We start from the raw sequence: 13991 nt of genomic DNA, 5'->3' as shown, positions 1-13991 counted from the left end.
CCTATTTCTTCGACTTCTTCTTCTTGCCCTTGCCTCCAGGCGGGACCTTGGGCGCCATCGGCACCGAGATCGTGAGATACGTTCGCTCGATGTAGAAGACCGGGTTGTCTTCGCGAACCACGACCCGCAGGCCGTAGCCGCCGGTATCGCGGGAATCATGGGCCTTCATGAAGCAAGGCAGCGGCGACTTGCGCGCAAAGTTCTTGATTAATGCGTTCACGATGCGCTGGTCGCCCGTTTCGCCGTCCTGGTCCGAGGGGACCTTGGCCAGCCAGGCCAGCACACTGTACCACCGGTTCTTTGCACGGTTGTTGTTCAGGCCGCCCAATCCGAGGAGCTTTGCGCTCTCGACGAGCGGCCGTCCTTCCTGGAAGATTTCGAATTCGTCCTGCAGGGCCTTGATTTCGGACACGCCCCCGGCAGTCAGTTCGATATCTTTCTGCTCGGGACCAAATCTCAAATTGAACAGATCGAACAGCGGGCCGATATAGATATCGTCCTCGGCCATCAATGCGCCCATATCACTCTCCCTGCAATTACAGTTGGGTTATTGGATCGGGAAGCCAGCAATCGGGACATTGAACCTTGGTCCCGGACAAATTGCAAGGAAAGCGAGACGCTCGTGGCCCTACTTCTTCCGCTCAGTGCGCTTTCTGTCCCGCCAGTATCAACCCATCAACAGCGGCGCGTCACGCGGCCTGCATCAAGCGGCAGACCTCCTCGGGCGACCGCCGCGGGCGCAGCTCCGCAAACGTCTTGAGGTGGCGACGATCGCGGTCCTGACCGGAGCCCATCTCGGCCATCTCGCCCACTCCGGCAGCTTCGGCACGACCGAGCAGGCCCTCGCGGTCTGCGCGTTGATCGCGGTCGGCGCTCAGGCCGCAATTGGCCCCGCGCGGTTCTCGCCTTGAGCCGCGGCTCGGGCGATTCAGCGATCATCCATTCACGCATTGCGACTGCTCAGCGCGTGGCCGCGGCGCTGCTCACGACGCTCTGCATGGGTGCGGCGCGCTACATTTGAAGACGAGCTATGCCGCCTGCTTCCGTGACGCCACGAACACACCGGCCAGCACCAGCGCGAAGCCGATGAAGTGGAACGCCTGCGGGTGCTCGCCCAGAAACGCCATCGCCATGATCGAGCCGAACACCGGCACGACATGGAAGAACGGCGCGGCGCGGTTGGCGCCGATCAGCCGGACACCGCGATTGAAGCAGAGATAGGCGAGCGTCGAGGGGAACACCGCGACATAGAACAGGGTCAGGAGGTTCGGCCCGTCGAGCTTCATCACGGGACGCGCGGACAACTCCCAGATCTCCAGCGGAATGAGACAGGCCGCACCGCAGCCGAACGTGAAGGCGAGGAACGACAGGCCGTGCATCGGCGGCCGCTTCAAGGTCAGCACCGAATAGAGCGCGAAGATAACAAGCGCGACGACGAAGATGAGGTCGCCCTTGTTGAAGTCGATGTTCGACAGCGTGGTGAAATCGCCATGCAGCAGAATGATCAGCACGCCGCACATCGACAGCAGTACGCCGAAGGCCTGCGCCGCGGTGAGCCTGACGCCGAGGATGGCGAGCGACCACAGCGCCACGACGAGCGGCGCGGCGGATTGCAAGAGCAGCGTGTTGAGCGCCTGCGTATGCTCGAGCGCCCAATATTGCAGCGTGTTGAAGGCGCCGATGCCGGTGATCGAGAGCGTGACCATCAGGCCGAGCTTGCCGCGGATCGCGGGCCAGTCCTGCGCAAGGTGTTTCCAGGCGAACGGCAGCACCAGCAGAAAGGCGAAGAACCAGCGCAGGAACGACAGCGTCACCGGCGGGATGTGACCGGCGGCGAGCCGTCCGACAATCGCATTGCCGGCCCAACACAGCGCGGTGATGCTGAGCAGCAGATAAGGCTGGTTGGCGATCCAGTTGTGGCCGGACGTGGCGGCCCCGGTGGTCTCGTCGGTGGCGGACATTGTGATTGTTGTGGCCCCGCGTCATGCGCCGAGCCTCCAGCCCGGCGGCACCCGGGCCGGTTCAGACCCGGCCCGTTCAAAGACACGGAAATCCGGCCGATATCAACGGCGCGAGGCGCATCGCGTCCATGCATGGCAGCGGCCGGAACCCGCTCAACGCTTGAGCCCGGCACGGATCGCGAACGGCTTCAACAGTTCGGCACAGGCGAGATAGACGGCAACCAGAACCGCGATGCCGCCCATCATGACCGGTGGCGGTGCAACAAAGCCGAACCAGGCACCGACCGGCGTGAAGGGCACCACCATCGCGACCAGCAGGGCGACCAGCGAGGAGGCGGACAGCACCGGATCGGGCCAGCTGCGCCACGGTCGGCCATTGGTGCGAATGATGAAGATCACGAGGATCTGCGTCGCCATGGATTCGATGAACCATGCGGTGCGGAATTCGTCCGGCGACGCATGAAACAGCATGATGAGAGCGCCGAAGGTCAGGAAGTCGAAGACCGAGGACAACGGCCCCATGATCGCGGCGAAACGCGCCAGCCGCGTCATGCTCCAGACCTGCGGCTGCGCGGTGGCCGCGCGCGAGACCTGGTCGAAGGGGATGCCGAGCTCGGAGAGATCGTAGAGCAGGTTGTTGAGCAGGATCTGCGTCGGCAGCATCGGCAGGAACGGCAGCGCCATCGAGGCGATCGCCATCGACAGCATGTTGCCGAAATTCGAGCTCGCGCCCATCCGGACGTATTTCATGATGTTGGCGAAGGTGCGCCGGCCCTCTTCGACGCCGTCGGCGACGACTTCGAGATCCGAGGCGAGCAGGATGATGTCGGCGGCGGCCTGCGCCACGCCGGTCGCGCCGTCGACCGACAGGCCGATATCGGCGGCCTTCAGTGCCGGAGCGTCGTTGATGCCGTCGCCGAGGAAGCCGACCACCGCGCCGCCGGCCTGAAGGGCCTTCACGATGCGCGACTTCTGATCGGGCGCTAGCCGGCCGTAGGCGTCGGTCGATTGAACCTGGACTGCCAGTGCTTCGTCGCTGAGTTCGGCGATGTCGGCTCCCGACAGGACGCGGTCGGCATTCAGCCCGACCAGGCCGGCGAGCCGCTTCACCACCACCGGATCGTCGCCCGACAGGATCTTCAGCGTGATGCCGGTTGCCGCGAGCCGTGCGATCGCGGCCGCGGCCGTCGGCTTCGGCGGGTCGGCGAAGGCGCAAAAACCTTCGAACGCGAGATCGGTCTCGTCGGCGGTCTCGACCTCGCGCGTTGCGCCGGTCCAAGGGCGCGAGGCGATCGCGATGCTGCGGAGCCCTTCGTTTGCGAGTTCGTGCACGCGGGCGATCGCGCGGGTCCGGGCGCCGTCGTCCATCACGCACAGCTCGAGCACCGCCTCCGGCGCGCCCTTGACGATGAGCAGCGCGCCTTCGGGACCGGTCGCGAGCACGGATCCCAGCCGCCGCGAAAAGTCGAACGCCTGCCTGCCGGCGAGGGTCCAGCCCTGCGCGGCATTCGACTGGCCGGCAACCAGCGCCGCGTCGAGCGAGCCGCGATCGCCGCCGAGTTTCGCGGCGATGGCGCCGAGCCGCGCGGCGCTGGCATCGTCCTTGCCGGCGGCGTCGAGGCTCTTGGCCAGCGTGATCTCGGCCGAGGTCAGCGTGCCCGTCTTGTCCGTGCACAAGACGGTCATGGCGCCGAGATCGTGGATCGCGGCGAGGCGCTTGACGATCACCTTGCGGCCGGCCATGCGCAGCGCGCCGCGCGACAGCGTCACCGTGGTGATCATTGGCAGCAGTTCCGGCGTCAGCCCGACCGCGAGCGCCACGGCAAACAGCAGCGAGTCCATCACGGGGCGGCCAAACACCACGCGGACGGTGAGCACGACCAGCACCAATGCGAGCGTGGCGCGCGCGATCACGAGGCCGAATTCGCGCAAGTCGCGTTCGAACGGTGAAGGCGTCTGGGCCTCGGCAAGTGCGGAGGCCGCCGCTCCGAACACGGTGTCGCGTCCGGTCCTGACGACGAGCGCGATCGCCTCGCCGGTTTGCGCGACGGCGCCGCGAAACAGTGCATTCGACGTGTCGTCCGGGTCGGTGGTGGCGCCGGCGCGCTTCTGTACCGGATAGGGTTCGCCGGTGAGCGCCGCTTCGCCCGCGGTGAAGGCTGTGCACTCCAGGATGAGCGCGTCCGCGGGAATGATGTCGCCTGAACGGACGCGCAGGATGTCGCCCGGCACGAGCCGATCGACGTCGATCTCGCGGAACTCGTTGTCGCGTCTGACTTCGGCCTTGAGCGCCACCGATCGGCGGAGCACTTCCGCGGCCTGCAACGCATGGCCTTCCTGGACGGTGTCGAGCCCGATCGAGAGCACGAGTATCAGGACAATGATGAGCCCGCCGATATCATCGCCGGTGAGCATCGAGACGATGCCGGCAACCAGCAGGATCAGAGACAGCGGCTCCAGCAGCCGGCGCGTGATCGCACGCGCCGCCCCCTCGACGCGCGGCCGCGCGTCGCTGTTCGGCCCAAAGCGATCGAGGCGCTCGGAGGCGTCCGCGGCGGTCAGGCCGGTGAGGCCGCAGCCCAGGCGCTTGCATAGCTGATCGGGTGAAAGATGCCAGAAGCGGTTGTCGGCGTGCGCTGGACTGTCCGACAAGCAAGGCTCCCGTTTCGAAGTGTCTCGTCAGGCAGATGCCTCGAAATTCGGCGCAACCTGTTGACCTACCGCAATCTGGAATGCCAAGGGCACGCTAGCTTCATCGGCATCAAGCCCGGCTTTCGCCGGGCAACGATCGAAATCGAGATGAGGACGAATCCGCCGGCCGGTCCGGCGCGATTCGGATAGCGTTATGGTCGAGCAAGCGATGATCCTGCCGCCGCCTGACAGGCGGGTCTCCATCACGGCGCTATGGTCGGGATTTCTCAGTCACAAATGGTTCATCCTGGTTGTCGTCGTTTTGCTCGGCCTCGGGGTCTGGCAAAGCGCGCGGACGATCCTCGGGCCCGCCATGGTGGTCGACCAGGTCAAGCGCGGCCGCCTGGTCGAGACGGTGGTGGCAAGCGGCCACGTCGAGACGCCGTTCCGGGTCGAGATCGGCAGTCAGCTCACTGGCACGGTGCAGGATGTGCTGGTGCAGCAAGGCGAAAAGGTCACCAAGGGCCAGCCCCTGATCTCGCTGGAATCGCGCGAACTGAAAGCGAGCGTGGTGCAGACGCAGGGCGCGGTGGCCCAGGCCGAAGCGCGCATCAGGCAGATCGAGGAATTGACGCGGCCCTCGGCTGACGAGGCGTTGACCCAGGCCAAGGCGACGCTGCTCAACGCCCAGCAGACCTACGACCGCACCGCGCAGCTTGAACACAACGGCTATGCCACGCGCGCCGCGCTCGACGATGCGCAGAAGACGCTCGACGTCGCCCGCGCCCAGATGCGCTCGGCGCAATTTCAGGTCTACACGGCAAGCCCGGGCGGCAGCGACTACGTGATGGCCCAGACCCTGCTCAATCAGGCGCGCGCCAATCTCGACACCGCCGAATCCCGCCTCGATTACGCGACGATCACCGCGCCCCGTGACGGCGTCCTGATCACGCGCAGTGTCGAACGCGGCACCGTGGTGCAGCCGGGCAAGACGCTGCTGGTGCTCGCGCCGGCCGGCGACGCGCAACTCGTGCTGCAGATCGACGAACGCAATCTCGGCAAGATAGCGCTCGAGCAGAAGGCGCTCGCCTCGGCAGACGCCTATCCGGACCGGCGCTTCGCTGCCGAGATCACCTACATCAATCCCGGCATCGACATTTCCCGCGCATCGGTCGAGGTGAAGCTGACGGTCGCCGATCCCCCGGACTATCTGCGCCAGGACATGACGGTCTCGGTGGATATCGAGGTCGCCGCAAAGGACGATGCGCTGGTCTTGCCGGTGCGCTCGGTGCACGACGCCCTGTCGGGCGCTCCCTGGGTGCTCGGCATCAGGAACGGCCGCGCCAGCCAGCGGCCGGTCCGGATCGGCTTGCGCGGCAACAGCCATATCGAGATCACCGACGGACTCGCTGCCGGCGATGTCGCGATCCCGCAAAGTTCCGGCGTCCTGACCGGTCAGCGCGTGCGTCCTGTCTTGCCATGAACCGCTGGCTGCCCTTCGAATGGACCATGGCCGTGCGTTTCCTGCGCGAAGGCCGGCTCCAGACCGCCTTCATCATCGGCGGCATTTCGATCGGCGTTGGCGTCATCGTCTTCATGTCGGCGATGCTGGCGGGGTTGCAGGCCAATTTCATCAAGCGCGTGCTGACCTCGCAGCCGCAGATCCAGCTTCTCGCGCCCGACCAGGTCGCGCGCCCTCTGCGCAATGGCGCAAGCGAGTTCGAAGACGCGGTGGTGCAGCGCCCGAGCCAGCGGGTGATCTCGATCGATCAATGGCCGAAGATCAGGAACCAGATGCAGGCGATGCCCGAGGTCGTCGCTGTATCGCCGACCATCCTTGGCTCCGTGCTTGTGGTGCGCGGCGACGCCAGCCGTTCCGTGACGCTATCCGGCGTCGAACCGGATTCCTATTTCAAGATCGTCAAGGTGCCGGACTATATCGTCGTCGGCGAGCCGCGCCTGACCAGCGAGGACATCATCATCGGTATCGAACTCGCGAAGGATCTGGGCGCCACCGTCGGCGACAAGCTCAACATTCGCGCCGCATCCGGTGCCACGCGCGTGCTCACGGTCTCCGGCCTCGTCGACCTCGGCAACAAGAGCGCCAACCAGCGCATCTGCTATGCCGCGCTGCGCACCGCGCAGTCGCTGCTCGGCATGATCGGCGGCATCACCACCATCGATATGACCGTCGGCGACATCTATGCGGCCGAGGAGATCGCCCAGCGCATCCAAGCCTCCAACGTGGTCGAGGCCGACAGCTGGATCAAGACCAATGCGCAGTTCTTCACCGCGGTGCAGGCCCAGCAGAACACCAACACCCTGATTCGCCTGTTCGTCGGCCTTTCCGTGGCCTTCGGCATCGCGGCCGTGCTGGTCGTCTCGGTGATCCAGCGTTCCAAGGATATTGGCATCTTGCGCGCAATGGGCTCCTCGCGCGGCCAGATCCTGCGCGTGTTCCTGGTGCAGGGCGGGCTGCTCGGCTTCGTCGGCTCGCTGTTCGGCGCGGCCATGGGCGCGTTTGCGCTAATCTATTGGCATTCGGTGGCACGCCAGGCCGACGGCACGGAATTGTTTCCGTTGGTCCTGGAGCGAAGCCTGTTCATCTATACGGCGCTGCTCGCCACCATCACCGGCCTGCTCGCCGCGATGGCGCCGGCGGTGCGGGCGGCCAAACTCGATCCGGTGGTGGCGATCCGTGGCTAGCGAAATCCTCCGCCTCGAGAAGGTATGCAAGGCCTACAATGTCGGCCTGCCGACTGAAACCGAGGTGCTGCACGGTATTGACCTTGAGCTCGACCACGGCGAGTTTCTGGCGCTGATCGGCCCGTCCGGCTCGGGCAAGAGCACGCTGCTCAACATCGTCGGCCTGCTCGACCGGCCGACCTCGGGCCGCCTTCTGATCAAGGGACAGGACACGGCTGCGCTCGGCGACGCCGAGATCACCCGATTGCGCGGCCATACCATCGGTTTCGTCTTCCAGTATCATCTCCTGATCTCGGCCTTCACGGCGCGGGAAAACGTCATGATGCCGATACTGGTCGATCGCGGCTTTCCATCTGCGGAGATCGAGGAGCGGGCGAACCGGCTGCTGGCGCAGGTCGGGCTGGAGAAATTCGCCGACAACCTCGCCAACAACATGTCGGGCGGCCAGCAGCAGCGGGTCTCGGTAGCGCGCGCGCTCGCCATGAATCCGGATCTCGTGCTGGCGGACGAGCCGACCGGCAACCTCGACACCAAATCGGCCGATGCCGTGTTCGAGCTGATGAGGCAGGTCAACCGTGACAGCGGCACGAGCTTCCTGCTGGTGACCCATAATATGGATCTGGCGCGGCGCTGCGACCGCATCATCGAAGTAGTCGACGGCCGCATCCGGGCCTAACGTCGTAGAGCCCGTCCGGGAAGCGGATTTTTAGGGGATATCAAGGGCTTGGATAGAGCATTGGGCCCCGAAAAAGCCCCGTTCTTGCTTGCTTACAGAGGCTGCATCCTTTATCCGGTTGGCTGCCTCGCGTTCGAGCGGCCCCGGCCGTGATTGGGCTGGGCGCATCTAACAGATTGCATAGGGATTACCCGCGAATGGCCAATGTTGTCGTCGTCGGCGCCCAGTGGGGCGACGAAGGAAAGGGCAAGATCGTCGACTGGTTGTCGGAGCAGGCGGACATCGTCGTCCGTTTCCAGGGCGGCCATAACGCCGGCCACACGCTGGTGATCAACGGCAAGACCTACAAGCTGGCGCTGCTGCCCTCGGGCGTGCTGCGCGAGCAGAAGTTGTCGGTGATCGGCAACGGCGTCGTGTTCGATCCCGCCGCCTTCCTCGACGAGGTCGCCAAGCTGCGGTCGCAGGGCGTCGCGGTCGGCCCGGACAATCTGCGGGTCGCCGAGAACGTCACCCTGATCCTGCCGCTGCACCGCGAACTCGACGCGCATCGCGAATCCGCCAATGCGGCGACCGCGATCGGCACCACCCGCCGCGGCATCGGCCCGGCGTACGAGGACAAGGTCGGCCGCCGCGCCATCCGCCTGATGGACCTCGCCGATCTCGACACGCTGCCGCACAAGATCGACCGGCTGCTGGCGCATCACAACGCATTGCGCCGCGGCCTCGGCCTGCCGGAGTTCGACGGCAAGGAGATCGTGCAGGAATTGACCGCGCTCGCGCCGCAGCTCCTGCCCTATGCCGAGACGGTGTGGCGGCTGCTCGACATCAAGCGGCGCGAGGGCAAGCGCATGCTGTTCGAGGGCGCGCAAGGCGCGCTGCTCGACGTCGATCACGGCACGTACCCGTATGTGACGTCGTCCAACACGGTGGCGGCGCAGGCCGCGACCGGGTCGGGCCTCGGCCCCGCCGCGGTCGGCTATGTGCTCGGCCTCTGCAAGGCCTACACGACCCGCGTCGGCCAGGGCCCGTTCCCGACCGAGCAGGACAACGAGACCGGCCGCAAGATCGGCGAGCGCGGCCGCGAGTTCGGCACCAATACCGGACGGCCCCGCCGCTGCGGCTGGTTCGATGCGGTTCTGGTTCGCCAGGCGGTCCGGACCTGCGGGATCAACGGTCTGGCGCTGACCAAGCTCGACATTCTCGACGGCTTCGACACGATCGAGGTCTGCACCGGCTACAAGCTGGACGGCAAGGAGATCGATCATTTCCCGGCGGGCGAGGGCGCCCAGGCCCGGGTCGAGCCGATTTACGAGACCATCGAGGGCTGGAAGGAGCCGACCGCCAATGCGCGGTCCTGGGCCCAGCTGCCGGCCCAGGCGATCAAATATGTCCGCCGGATCGAGGAATTGGTGGGGTGCCCGGTCGCACTGCTTTCCACCAGCCCCGAACGCGAGGATACTATCCTCGTACAAAATCCGTTTGAGGCTTAACGATCTCTTACCGGGACGCGCGTATAATTGAGTAGAAATGGCTGATTACTATCCGCTGATCGCCCGCGCTATTGCCGCCCTGGACCCCAACGCTCCCGGCGAGAGCCGTCGCGCGCTCTACGAGCGGGCGCGCACGGCGCTGATCGCGCAGCTCCGCAGCGTACAGCCGCCGCTCTCCGAATCCGAGATCACCCGCGAGCGCCTCTCGCTGGAAGAGGCCGTCCGCAAGGTGGAATCGGAGGCTGCCCAGCGTGCCCGCGAGGCCTCGCGCCCCGGTGGCGGCACCCGCAGCAGCGGCAGCGGCGATGCCTTCCGCCGCGCCAGCACCCGCGCCACCGAGGGCAACGCGCCAGCGCCCCAAACCGGCGCCCCGCCGCGCACCCGTCCGGCTCCGCCGCCGCCGCCGCGCGCCGACCGGCCCTCCTTCAATGTCGATGACCAGGGCGAGGCCCCGCGTGCGCCGCGGGCTCCGCGTTTCGACGCGCCGCGACAGCCGGGTCCGCCGGCACCGCCGTCGATGCCGGAGCCTCCGCCGGCCGGACGTGATCGCGCCGGTGGCCGCCGTCCGCCGGACATGGGACCGCCGCTGCCGCCGGCACCGGGCGTGCGCGGCTTCCGCGACATCACGGCCGACGCCAATGATCTCGGCGGCGCCGCCGCGCAAGCCAACCGTGCCGCGCGCCGCACCTACGCCAACGTGCCCTCGCCCTCGCCGGAATTCGACCGGCTCGAGCCGAGCCTGGAGAATCGCGCCGCCGGGGCGGACGCGCCGTATTCCTACGACGAATCGATTGAGGAGGCCGAGCGCTACGCGCCGCAGTCGCAGCCGCCGTCGCAACGTCCGCACATCCCCGTTCTCGATCGCGACACGAAGAAGAAGCGCGCCCGTACCGGCTCCGCCTTTCCGTTCAAGAGCGCGATCGCCGTCGGCATCGTGCTGATCCTGGTCGGTGCCGGTATCCTCTGGGGCAAGCAGTTGGTCCAGACCGCGACCAACCTGCTGAAGTCTTCGCCGACGCAGGTGGTGGAGGCGCCCAGGGATTCGTCTCAGCCGCAGAGCAAGCCCAAGATTCCGGATCGCGTCGGCCAGCCCTCGGCCAGCGACCAGCCGGTCGCGCCGGTGGCGCAGAAGGTCGTGCTCTATGACGAGGATCCATCCGATCCGAAGGGCAAGCAATATGTCGGCTCGGTGGTGTGGCGGCTCGAGCCGATCAAGGCGTCGGGCAACCAGAAGGCCGACGTCGCCGTGCGCGCCGACATCGAGATCCCCGACCGCAAGTTCAAGATGACGATGTCGTTCCGCCGCAACACCGATTCCTCGCTGCCGGCGAGCCACACGGCGGAGCTGACCTTCGTGCTGCCGGCGGACTTTTCGGGCGGCGGCGTCGCCAACGTGCCGGGCATCCTGATGAAGTCGAACGAGCAGGCACGCGGCACGCCGCTCGCAGGCCTCGCGGTCAAGGTCACCGACGGCTTCTTTCTGGTCGGCCTCTCCAACGTCGACGCCGACCGCAGCCGCAACGTCCAGCTCCTGAAGGAGCGCTCCTGGTTCGACGTGCCCCTGGTCTACGCCAACCAGCGCCGCGCCATCATCGCCATCGAGAAGGGCGCTCCCGGCGAGCGCGCCTTCAACGACGCCTTCGCGCAGTGGGGCGACTAGATCTCTACTCCGTGAGACCTCGGCCTGCATGGTTCGAGACGCCCGCCTTGGTGGGCTCCTCACCATGAGGGTTTGATATCTCGCCGCGAAACGAGACCTCATCCTGAGGGCCCGCCCCTTGGGCGGGCGTCTCGAAGGATGGCCGCAGGTACGCTCTCTCTACTGCGCCGTGGCTTCCCGCTTGCGCGATGTCGCGGCTGCGTGCTCGCGGTCCATCACGGCGCGACAGCCGGGGCTGACCTGAGCCTTTTTCTGCACCATGCAGGCCCTGATTCTGGGGATGTCGGGGATCTCACTCGAGCACAGCCGCATGGCATCGCCGGAGCACATCTGCTGCGCTTCGGAGGAGAAGGCGAGGCCGGGCGATGTCTGGAATGCGATGGCTGCGGTTGTGACGGCGAAGAGAGTTGCGATCGTCTGATTGCGTGTCATGCAGAATGCGTCCCCGAGTTCCGTGGGCTTGAGCCACTTGATTTTGGGGCGCCGCACGCGGCTTGATCTGCCGCATGTCACAGCCTTCACGCCGGGACCTCAATCCCGCATGTGGTCGCTCGATCTCTCGTGATGTTCGAATCGAAAAGTGCTGCGCCGCCCGAATCAAGTATGCGCCATTGTCGCGCGGCCGCAATGGCAAGCGAAAAGGAATTCGCAATTGTTGCGCGCACGTCACGCACAATGCGACTCGCGTGCGATCAGATCAATCGATCGGAGGATACGCTCGCTTGCTCCGCATCGCTTGCGCCAAGCGCTGCGTGCTCCTCGACAGCCGTAACGCCCTTTGCCGTGAGCTCGAACAGATCGCCGTCCTTCATCACGTAACCGTCGGCGATCAGCTCGCCTATCTTGCCGTGCCGGTCGTCGGCAAAGGCGATGGATTGGCTGATGTCCCTGAGAATCGAGAGCTGTTCGTCGCGCAACATGGCTTCACTCTCCGTTCGCCGGGATGGTTCCGGTCCTCACATGCCGTGGCTCTGAAAGACCTTGCTGCAGGACCGCGACAGTTTGGCCCGGTTGGCTTGCAAGCAGCCTTGTACGGCCATGTCGTTGCCGAGGTCCTTGCGGCAGAAGCGCGAGGCGTCCCGCGAACAGGCCTTCTGCTCTTGCGGCGAACCCATATGGCCTTGTGCGAAAGCGGGCGCGTTCGACAGGCCGCTCACGGCCGCCAGCGCGATCGTCGCCAGGAAGAACAGTTTGCGGGACATCGGCGGCTCCAGATCTGACAGGTGAGTTTCAAGTCCGTCGCTATGCCGCTTGTTCCCAGGGCAGAGCCCGCACCTCCCGCTATTCAAGGTTCCCGCGGCGCTGCTATAACGGGGCGAAGGATGAGGGTGCCTGATGAAACGCTATCTCGTGTTTGCGCTGGTTGGCCCGTTCGTGGGCGGGTTCCTGCTGCTGCTGACGACGACCTATCAGTCCGGCTATTGGACCCAGACCAATCTCGCTGAGGTCGGCAAGCTGTTCGCGGTGTTCTTCAAGTCCCTGCAATACAGCTATCTGTTCGGATTCCTGCCCTCGCTGATGATCGGAGCGGTCGACGACATCCTGGTCCACATCCGCCGGATCGGCCCGGTGCTGCGGATGCTGCTGGTCGGCGTGTTCGCCTTCATCCTGGCCTCGCTGACCTACAGCTCGCGCGGGCCGGACTCGGGCGCGGTGCAGTTCATCCTGTACGGCCTCGTCGGCTTCGTGCCGGCGGTGATTTCATCCTGGCTCGTGCATAGATATGTCGAGGAGCCGCAGCCGGCGGCAGCACAGACTTGAGGGCGCGACCTTCGATCACGCCGCAGCAACCTCCGCCGCGCTGGCGCGTTCCCTACAGGCCATGACCATGCCCGATGACGATATCCTTGCTCCGCGTCGCTCCCGTTCGGGAAGCCGCGCGGGTGCGGCCTCTTCGGGCACCGAGGGGCGTGGGCCGATCATCGATCAGGATGGTCACGAGATCCGGCCCGAAACGCTGGAGCAGGGCTTTCGCGAGTTTCGCTTCGAGTTCGGCAAAGATAGTCCATTTGCTGGCAACCCGTTCGGCAATCGGACCCGCGAGCAGCGGATCGCACGGATGGAGGCGATCGCAAAGCTGCTCGACGTCGCCTTCGTGCTGCCCGGAACCAATATCCGCTATGGCATCGACGGGTTGATCGGACTGATCCCCGTCGTCGGCGACATCATCACCACCGCGATCTCGCTCTGGCTGGTGCGAGAGGCGAGGGCGCTCGGGGCGCCCTGGTACATCACTGCGCGCATGCTCGGCAATGTCGCCCTCGACGGCGTCGTCGGCATCGTCCCGTTCGCGGGCGACGCCTTTGACGTCATGTTCCGTGCCAACATGCGCAACGTGCGCCTGCTCCGCCGCTGGCTCGACAAGCAGCCGCGCATCTGACACGCCCCAAAACGCAAAAAGCGCGACGGCCTTTCGGCCATCGCGCTTTCAGCGCACATCGGAGTGCTTTACGAAAACTTATGCCGCGTCGGCGGCGTCGGTGCTGGCTTCCACCGGCTTGCGGTGGCGGGGCAGCGGGAAGGCTTCGCTCTCATAGAGCGAGCGGATGCCGTTCTGGTCGAAGCGCGCTTCCTCGACCTGGAGATAGGCGCCGTTCAGCGAATCCGTCGGCAACTGCTCCATCGCGAACTGCACGGCTTCGGCCGCGGTGCCGAACCGGCGATAGGTGAATCCTGCACGCTTCTTCTTGCGGATCGCAGCGGGGAAGAGTTCGGCGGAAGTGTTGAAGTTGAACGGACGCAGTGGACGCATGGTCAAAGACCTCGTGATCTCTCTGGGGCTTTAAGCGCGTGGGGTTGGGACCGGCAGAGGCCACCATTGGGTGGGCGCCGCACATGTCATTTTCGTCCTCTAATATAGCCCGTTT

At 65.8% G+C, this 13991-nt stretch carries 14 protein-coding genes; 7 read left to right on the top strand and 7 right to left on the bottom strand.

The window, feature by feature from the left end; all coding sequences use genetic code 11:
- Position 1: 1 nt before the first annotated feature.
- The 3 genes from BRA471DRAFT_RS29895 to mgtA form a co-directional block, all read right to left on the bottom strand.
- Positions 2-520 (bottom strand): hypothetical protein, encoded by a 519-nt coding sequence (locus BRA471DRAFT_RS29895; RefSeq protein WP_007614148.1) that lies wholly within the window; start codon positions 518-520, stop codon positions 2-4.
- Between the two features lie 508 nt (positions 521-1028).
- Entirely contained in the window at positions 1029-1961 is a 933-nt protein-coding gene (locus BRA471DRAFT_RS29885; RefSeq protein WP_007614146.1) for a DMT family transporter, read from the bottom strand.
- Between the two features lie 153 nt (positions 1962-2114).
- On the bottom strand, positions 2115-4613 hold the full coding sequence (mgtA, locus tag BRA471DRAFT_RS29880; protein ID WP_007614145.1) for a magnesium-translocating P-type ATPase: 2499 nt from the start codon (positions 4611-4613) through the stop codon (positions 2115-2117).
- A gap of 193 nt (positions 4614-4806) precedes the next feature.
- Between mgtA and BRA471DRAFT_RS29875 the strand changes: the two genes are divergently transcribed.
- The 5 genes from BRA471DRAFT_RS29875 (at position 4807) to BRA471DRAFT_RS29855 (ending at position 11124) form a co-directional block, all read left to right on the top strand.
- Entirely contained in the window at positions 4807-6075 is a 1269-nt protein-coding gene (locus BRA471DRAFT_RS29875) for an efflux RND transporter periplasmic adaptor subunit (protein WP_007614144.1), read from the top strand.
- Positions 6072-7298, top strand: a complete 1227-nt coding sequence (locus BRA471DRAFT_RS29870) for an ABC transporter permease (protein WP_007614143.1) — start codon at positions 6072-6074, stop codon at positions 7296-7298. The genes BRA471DRAFT_RS29875 and BRA471DRAFT_RS29870 overlap by 4 nt, the downstream gene beginning before the upstream one ends.
- On the top strand, positions 7291-7974 hold the full coding sequence (locus BRA471DRAFT_RS29865; protein WP_007614138.1) for an ABC transporter ATP-binding protein: 684 nt from the start codon (positions 7291-7293) through the stop codon (positions 7972-7974). The genes BRA471DRAFT_RS29870 and BRA471DRAFT_RS29865 overlap by 8 nt, the downstream gene beginning before the upstream one ends.
- 197 nt (positions 7975-8171) lie before the next feature.
- Positions 8172-9464 carry an adenylosuccinate synthase gene (locus BRA471DRAFT_RS29860; RefSeq protein WP_007614135.1) on the top strand — a complete coding sequence of 431 codons (1293 nt, stop codon included), beginning with the start codon at positions 8172-8174 and terminating at the stop codon, positions 9462-9464.
- Between the two features lie 37 nt (positions 9465-9501).
- Positions 9502-11124: a hypothetical protein gene (locus BRA471DRAFT_RS29855; RefSeq protein WP_007614133.1), complete on the top strand. Its 1623-nt coding sequence runs from the start codon at positions 9502-9504 to the stop codon at positions 11122-11124.
- Positions 11125-11283: 159 nt separating this feature from the next.
- Here BRA471DRAFT_RS29855 and BRA471DRAFT_RS29850 read toward each other — a convergent pair whose 3' ends face one another.
- The 3 genes from BRA471DRAFT_RS29850 to BRA471DRAFT_RS29840 all read right to left on the bottom strand — a co-directional run bounded on the left by BRA471DRAFT_RS29850 (position 11284) and on the right by BRA471DRAFT_RS29840 (position 12326).
- Complete coding sequence (locus BRA471DRAFT_RS29850; protein ID WP_007614126.1) at positions 11284-11646, bottom strand: hypothetical protein; 363 nt, start codon at positions 11644-11646, stop codon at positions 11284-11286.
- Positions 11647-11816: 170 nt separating this feature from the next.
- Entirely contained in the window at positions 11817-12044 is a 228-nt protein-coding gene (locus BRA471DRAFT_RS29845; RefSeq protein WP_007614124.1) for a hypothetical protein, read from the bottom strand.
- A gap of 36 nt (positions 12045-12080) precedes the next feature.
- Complete coding sequence (locus BRA471DRAFT_RS29840) at positions 12081-12326, bottom strand: hypothetical protein (RefSeq protein WP_007614121.1); 246 nt, start codon at positions 12324-12326, stop codon at positions 12081-12083.
- A 133-nt stretch (positions 12327-12459) separates the two neighbouring features.
- On the opposite strand from BRA471DRAFT_RS29840, the gene BRA471DRAFT_RS29835 reads away from it, so the two are divergent.
- Both BRA471DRAFT_RS29835 and BRA471DRAFT_RS29830 read left to right on the top strand, forming a co-directional pair.
- Positions 12460-12885, top strand: coding sequence for a DUF5413 family protein (locus BRA471DRAFT_RS29835; RefSeq protein ID WP_007614120.1), 426 nt, complete (start codon positions 12460-12462; stop codon positions 12883-12885).
- A gap of 61 nt (positions 12886-12946) precedes the next feature.
- Positions 12947-13504, top strand: coding sequence for a DUF4112 domain-containing protein (locus tag BRA471DRAFT_RS29830; protein WP_088931212.1), 558 nt, complete (start codon positions 12947-12949; stop codon positions 13502-13504).
- Between the two features lie 78 nt (positions 13505-13582).
- Here the strand turns inward: BRA471DRAFT_RS29830 and BRA471DRAFT_RS29825 are convergent, their stop codons facing one another.
- Complete coding sequence (locus BRA471DRAFT_RS29825; protein ID WP_007596188.1) at positions 13583-13876, bottom strand: hypothetical protein; 294 nt, start codon at positions 13874-13876, stop codon at positions 13583-13585.
- Positions 13877-13991 lie beyond the last annotated feature (115 nt).

It is taken from the genome of Bradyrhizobium sp. WSM471, assembly GCF_000244915.1.
Lineage (GTDB): Bacteria > Pseudomonadota > Alphaproteobacteria > Rhizobiales > Xanthobacteraceae > Bradyrhizobium.
This window is presented reverse-complemented; position numbering and strand designations above follow the sequence as displayed.